The sequence below is a fragment of the Acidimicrobiia bacterium genome, assembly GCA_035471805.1.
In the GTDB taxonomy this organism is placed as follows: domain Bacteria; phylum Actinomycetota; class Acidimicrobiia; order Spongiisociales; family JAHEDJ01; genus JAHEDJ01.
On the sequence record DATIPS010000036.1, the window covers coordinates 1 to 6,378 of the forward strand.

5 protein-coding genes and 1 tRNA gene are annotated in these 6,378 nt (G+C 63.8%); 2 read left to right on the forward strand and 4 right to left on the reverse strand.

Going from position 1 to position 6,378, the window contains the following annotated elements; all coding sequences use genetic code 11:
- Nucleotides 1-261: 261 nt before the first annotated feature.
- Nucleotides 262-334 (reverse strand) — tRNA-Val (locus VLT15_08085).
- 83 nt (nucleotides 335-417) lie between these two features.
- On the opposite strand from VLT15_08085, the gene VLT15_08090 reads away from it, so the two are divergent.
- Entirely contained in the window at nucleotides 418-1,344 is a 927-nt protein-coding gene (locus VLT15_08090; protein HSR45174.1) for a tyrosine-type recombinase/integrase, read from the forward strand.
- 377 nt (nucleotides 1,345-1,721) lie between these two features.
- Here the strand turns inward: VLT15_08090 and VLT15_08095 are convergent, their stop codons facing one another.
- Both VLT15_08095 and VLT15_08100 read right to left on the reverse strand, forming a co-directional pair.
- Entirely contained in the window at nucleotides 1,722-2,120 is a 399-nt protein-coding gene (locus VLT15_08095; GenBank protein HSR45175.1) for a hypothetical protein, read from the reverse strand.
- 81 nt (nucleotides 2,121-2,201) lie between these two features.
- On the reverse strand, nucleotides 2,202-5,396 hold the full coding sequence (locus tag VLT15_08100; protein HSR45176.1) for an AAA family ATPase: 3,195 nt from the start codon (nucleotides 5,394-5,396) through the stop codon (nucleotides 2,202-2,204).
- 104 nt (nucleotides 5,397-5,500) lie between these two features.
- On the opposite strand from VLT15_08100, the gene VLT15_08105 reads away from it, so the two are divergent.
- The gene (locus VLT15_08105) at nucleotides 5,501-5,836 is read left to right on the forward strand and encodes an adenylate/guanylate cyclase domain-containing protein (protein HSR45177.1); all 336 of its coding nucleotides are present in this window, start codon (nucleotides 5,501-5,503) and stop codon (nucleotides 5,834-5,836) included.
- Nucleotides 5,837-5,881: 45 nt separating this feature from the next.
- On the opposite strand, the gene VLT15_08110 is transcribed toward VLT15_08105, so the two are convergent.
- Nucleotides 5,882-6,378, reverse strand: a 497-nt coding sequence (locus VLT15_08110) for a V-type ATP synthase subunit B (GenBank protein ID HSR45178.1), incomplete at its 5' end; no start/stop codon positions are given.

Genomic DNA, 6,378 nt, shown 5'->3' on the forward strand with positions numbered 1-6,378 from the left:
CGTCGGACTCGGTGATGACGTCCCAGCCCATCTGCTCGAGCTCGGCCGCCATTCCGATGACCTCAGACCAGTTCCAATGGAGCAGCAACACCGGGGCCATGGCCGAAGGGTAACGGGAGCCGGAGACCGCCGGCTAGTTGAGAGCCATGGGCCACAGGCAGCAGGCAGCCCGTCGCTGGTCGCGCATGCGGCGGTTCGCTTCGCCAACTGCTCTGTGTTCGCCGAAAGCGAACACACGTGGACGCCGAAAGCGAACACACGTGGATGCTGACGGGCTCGAACCGCCGACCTCCTGCTTGTAAGGCAGGCGCTCTCCCAACTGAGCTAAGCGTCCGTGAAACTGCCTTGTAGTTATTTACTCTTTCAGTGTTTATGCCGTATCCTGCGGGTAGCACAACGCATGGAGAGCGGATAACTGTGTCAGAGCAGATAACTAATCAGACGGCAAGATTATCGCAGATCTCGACGCTGGCAACATCATGGAACCGCCATCTGAGAGCAGCCAACCGCGCTCCCAAGACGATCGCCACCTACCTCGAGGCCGTCGGGCAACTCGACGGCTACCTGCACGAGATGGGAATGCCGACCGATGCCACCAAGCTCTGCGGCGAGCACGTCGAGGCGTTCATCGTGCACCTGCTCGAGACTCGATCGGCTTCGACAGCATCGAACCGTCAGCGCGCACTACAGCAGTTCTTCAAGTGGGCGGTCGAAGAGGGCGAGATCCCATCGTCACCGATGGAGCGAATGAAGCCGACTCAGGTAGAAGACAAGATGGTGCCGGTTGTCACCGCCGACGATATCAAGGCACTGCTCGCTGCATGCAAAGGTCAAGACCACGACGCTCGCCGCGACACGGCGCTGGTGATGATGATGCTCGACACCGGGGGCCGGCTATCGGAGATCGCCAGCCTGCATGTTGAGCATGTTGATCTCGACTACGGGGTGGCCCTGGTAATGGGCAAGGGTCGCAAACAGCGCAACCTTGTGATGGGGCCAAAGACGATCAAGTCCGCCGACCGTTACATCCGAGCACGAGCACGACACGCCTATGCGGACCTGCCGTGGCTCTGGTTGGGTCAGAAGGGCCGACTCTCGAACTCAGGGATCGCGCAGATGCTGCGCCGCCGATCCGACCAGGCAGGAATCGACCGTATTCACGCCCACCAGCTGCGGCACACGTTCGCGCACGAGTTCCTCGCCGCCGGAGGAAACGAAACCGACCTGATGCGCCTGGCCGGTTGGTCGTCCCGACAGATGGTGTCCAGATATGCGGCCAGCGCGGCCGATGAGCGCGCCCGGGAGGCGCACCGTCACCTCTCCCCCGTCGAGAGACTCCTCTGATGGCGACGCAGGTCGAACTGGTGAGGATCTACTGCGATCGCTGCCGTCGCACCATCGGTGCTGTCATTAGGTCGCCCGAGGGGCGAGAATTACGGCGTACCGGCAGTCGATGAGAGCGGGTCTGACTGCGGCCAGCGTGGTGTCGGACCGCCCGTTGATGCCAAGCGCGGCCAGAAGCCCGTCACCCATTTAGTCGTCGACCCGGCCGCCGTGTGTTGAGACCGCCGCTCCAACCCTCGCGACCCCGACGTTCTCAGCAATGCAAACCTTGCTCTACCGGGTCCAGATTGCTGAGAAACCGGGGCCCGGGCGACGGGAATCCTCCGAATGATGGAAACTGCCGAGCCATGGACTCAGGGGCGACAAAGGCTACCGGCCTACATGTTGAGCGCTATCACGGCACACAAGATGGCGATGCTGATCGCCGGTCCGGCCCAGAGACGCTCGCGACGGGACGGCGACGCGAGGTTCATAACCGTTGCGAGAACGAACAACCCGGTGATGACCCACATCGTGACCGGCCCGGGGTTCGGCCAGCCGAGGTCTACTACCCCTGCACCATCGAGGACGGTCAAGATGGCGAGCGGGTAGATGACCCCACCGGCGACCAGACTGGCGATCCTGAGATGAGCCGGGAGCACTCCCGAGTGGCGGCCGCCCCACGAGGCTTCACCCCACGGCGCACCGCGAGCCAGAGCCAGCTGGAAGACCAGAAGACCTCCCAAAAGGATCGCAGCACCAGTGCCTGCGAGCTCCACTTCCGCCTCCTCGGTCATCATCGGCTACTTCACGGCCGGCCATTCCGACCCTACCCTCCCAATCGGCGCCCGCTTCGGGAGGACCGACGGTTTCGGTAGCTAGCCCGCTAGATAGCGGCGAAGCTCACCGGCAAGTGGCCGCGCCGCCAATCGTTCAGCTGTGGCGAGGGCTGTTTCTGCTGCCTTGCTGAGTTCTTGGTCGGGTCCAGTGGAGGAGCGCAACCACCCGAGAGCTGCTACCGCATGTTCGTAGGATCCGGACGGCCAGCTACGAGCAGCTGCCGCCCACGCCTCGGCGCGGTCGCGGCTTTCAAAGCCGAGTTGCTGAGCACGCAGGGTGGCCCGAACGGCCTCCCCGGATGGTTCTGCGGGTATCTCCCGTGCGGTTGTCATCCATTCGTCGAATCGTCCTGAAGCCACAGTTGGCCGTCCGATGTCTTCTGCGAAGGCGGCCGTTTCGGCTGCAGCCAGAATGAACTCGCCGGCGCCGATCCAGCTGACGGTTCCCCCATCCAGCAGAAGAGGGAGATCGAATATGCCGCTTGGCAGCGAATCGAGATCTGCAGCCCACCTCGCCAACCAGAGGCGCGCCGTCGCAACCGGGACCTGGAACTGGATGTCGGTTATGTGGTCGTACTCGTTTCCGATTCGTTCCAGCAACCTCCGGGCCTCATCGAACTCGCCCTGCTGAGCGTAGATCCGTGCGGCTATCACGAGTTGGAGGGCCTCGGGGTAGCCCGGGGGGATGACGGTGCCCAAGGTCTCGAGGGCCTCGGACCATCGTCCCGCGTCGTAGTATCTCTGCCCGAGGGTGACCACCATCCAGCCGAGCGACTGCCCCTGGCCGCCGAGCCGTTTCACCGTCTCCAAGGCTTCACTCACCAACTCGACCGCCTCGTCGTACCGTCCCTGACCAACCAGCAGCTCTGAGAGGTTCGTGTGCGTTCGGGTGATCTGGAACACCGCGTTCTGGGCGATGGCCATCTCAGCCCCCTTCCGCAGGATCGCCTCGCCCTCGACCGGGTCGGGTACCAGGACACCCAATGTGGCCAGCGCGGATGTCTCGGTGGCGACGTCCTCTACTGCTCGAGCCGATTCCAGCCCCCTACGGGTCACGGCTATGGCTCGCTCCGGCTCCAACCCGCTCAACATGAGGATTCGGCCCAGTTGAGCTTCCGCCCGGGCGCGCGCCGACGAAGGGGGATCAGCCGGGATAAGCTCGAGGGCCTGCTCCGCAGCATGGAGTCCCTCCGTCACCTGTCCGAGAGGCCACAGCTGACGGGCCTCTTCAGTGAGGACCACACCGACCCCAAGGTCATCGCCCGCCTCTTCCAGCGCCGACCGATGAGAACGCAGAAACGCGACACTCTCCTGAAAACCCCGGGATATCCCGATGGCGTGGCCTGCTGCGACTATGGCTTGATAGCGTTCGAACCCGGACGGCCGCTCGGCCGGATCCACATCCAGCCAAAGCTCCAACACGGTGGCGGCATGTTTGATGACTGCCTCTTGAGCGGCGACGGCCTCGGCTTCCTTCATCGCCTGCACCGAAGCCTGCAGTGCCTTCGTGTAGTCGCCCGCTTCGATCCAGTGATGGACGAGGCGGTCCGACGTGGCACCGGCGGCGGCCAGGGCTTCACCGGCAGCCCGGTGCAGACGGGACCGTCGGTAGCGGGAGATCTCATCCCGGATGGTTTGACGGACCAAGGCGTGGGAGAAGGAGATCTCCCCACCGCGGCCCTCGACGAGAAAGCCGGCCGCCAAAGCCTCCTCGAACGCTTCCTCGAAGGCCGCCGGGGACATGTCGACGACCGCGACGAGAACGTCGATGTCGAATGATGCGCCGATCACGGCAGCTGCGGCCAACAACTCCTGGGCACCGTCGGAGAGCCGGTCGAGACGCCGTCCGATGGTGTCTCTTATGCCTTCGGGAATCGTCATGGCGGACTGCGGATCGAAGTTCCAAGCCCCGTCGACGACCATCGCCTCGGCGACGAGATGCTCCACGATCTCTTCCACGAAGAAGGGATTGCCCTCGGTTTCGGAGACGATCACTTCGAGTGCCGTGTCCGGGGCCGCTCCCCCGGCTACCGAGGCTACGAGTGATGCCACCTGCTCTGGTTCCAGGCCCGCTAGATCGAGCCGCTCCGCACGCCGGGCCCTACGCTGGTCCCGGAGCAGATCGGCCAAAGGGTGGCGCCGGTCGAGATCGGTATCACGGTAGGTCCCGATCACGAGAACCGGCACTTCCCGGTTGTGGCGCAACAGGTGTCCGAGGAGCACGATCGAGGCCTCGTCCGCCCAGTGGAGGTCGTCGAGTATCAGTACCAGCGGAGCGTGGCTCTCGGCTGCTCCGACGAGCACCTCCATGAATGCTTCGTTGATCATGTAGCGCTCAGTGTTGGGGTCATCGAGCAGCGGCTGACTAAAGGAGATCTGGCCAAGTTCGGGCATGAGTCGAGCCAGGCTGGCCGCCCCGGCCCCCCTTGGTTTGAGCGCCGGGTTCAACTTGAGAAGCGGCCGGATGGCCTCTACGAACGGCTGATAAGGCGCCACTCCTTCGGGGGGAGCAGAGCCGACGACGACTGTGGCGCCGTCGTTGTACGCCTCTCGCGCCCAGTGGTCCACCAGCGTTGTTTTGCCGATGCCCGGTTCACCCGAGACGGCAACCAGGTACTGACGGTTGAGGCCCGCATATACCCGGTCGAGGGCTCCGATGGCTTCTTCGCGTCCCACGAACTGTCTTACCGTCCGACCCAGAGCCGGGGAAGGAAGTTGCTCTGGCTGGTCGTTTCTCACCGCGGTTCCGGACCCGACCACCCAAACCTCGACAGGTTCGGTCACACCCTTCAGAGCCGACCAACCCAGCGACTCGAAAGTGAAGCCGCCGCGTACGCCGACCAAGGATCGGACGAGACTGCTCACTACCGCGGCACCGGGCGGCGCAACACCACACAGACGGGCGGCGACTGCCACCGGTAGGCCCGCGGTGTCACCGTCTACGATCTCAACGTCACCGGCGTGGATCCCGATCCTTATCTGCGGACCCGTGTCCGCCAGCTGTACCAGGATTGCCGCGGCCGTCTCGATCGCATCTACCGCCGATGAGAACGTGGCGAGGGCACCGTCACCGAGGTACTTGATGACGCGCCCGCCGTTGGTCGGGACCAACTGGCCGACAACGGCATCGTGGCGAGCGACTGCGCGGTCCGCCTCGTCGTCACCCAATCTCGAGCGCATCGCCGTCGACCCGACGATGTCGGTGAACATGACTATCACGAGAGAGCGGGACATCGGGCGATCCTACCGGCGAGCCGGGAACACTGCGGCTTCACAAAATACGCGAACTTCTGGATTTCGGACAGAACCGATTCGGTGAGCATCAACGGGGCCGCCTCATGAAGACAACCGGGGACGGCATCCTCGCCACCTTTGATGGCCCGGCCCGCGCCGTACGTTGCGGCCAGGCCATCGCCGTAGGCGCTCGCCAACTCGGCATCGAAATCCGCTCCGGACTCCACACAGGCGAGATTGAACTCCGCGATGACGACATAGGTGGATTCGCCGTTCACTTCGCCTCGCGAGTCATGGGCTACGCAGGGTCGGGTGAAGTAGTCGTTTCCCAGACGGTCAAAGATCTCGTAGCCGGATCGGGCCTCGCCTTTGCCTCGGTCGGAGAGCAATCGCTCAAAGGCATCCCCGGCACATGGGAGCTCTTCACGGTCGTGCACTGATTGCCGGTTTCGACCAACCCCTGGATCAGTGATAGATCCCGCCGTCTAGGTCCTGTGAGCTGCGATGAGTCCGGGATCTATGCGCTTCAGGTCCTCATCCGGGAAGGAGCTCAGAAGCTGCCAGGCAACATCGAGGGTCTCGGTGATCGAGCGGCGCCCTTCCTGGTTCACGAACCGTTTCTCGAATGCCCCGGCGAACTCGAGGTAGCGCCGGTCGGACTCGGAGAGGCTGCCTTCACCGATGATCGTGACGAGACGGCGCAGATCACGACCGCCTGCGTAGAGGGCATACAGTTGGTCGGCCACCTGCCGGTGGTCCCGCCGGGTCTTGCCTTCGCCTATTCCGGCGTTCATCAGCCTGCTCAGGCTCGGCAGCACATCGATCGGGGGCGAGATTCCCTGGCGGTGCAACTCGCGGGACAACACGATCTGGCCTTCGGTGATGTAGCCGGAGAGGTCCGGAATCGGATGGGTTATGTCGTCGTCGGGCATGGACACGATTATCAACTGGGTCACCGAACCGGCATGGCCGTGGAGGCGCC

Coding starts and splice junctions, on each gene's coding strand:
- VLT15_08095 (HSR45175.1), bottom strand. CDS start 2,120: ATGACCGAGGAGGCGGAAGTGGAGCTCGCAGGCACTGGTGCTGCGATC.
- VLT15_08105 (HSR45177.1), top strand. CDS start 5,501: ATGAAGACAACCGGGGACGGCATCCTCGCCACCTTTGATGGCCCGGCC.
- VLT15_08100 (HSR45176.1), bottom strand. CDS start 5,396: ATGTCCCGCTCTCTCGTGATAGTCATGTTCACCGACATCGTCGGGTCG.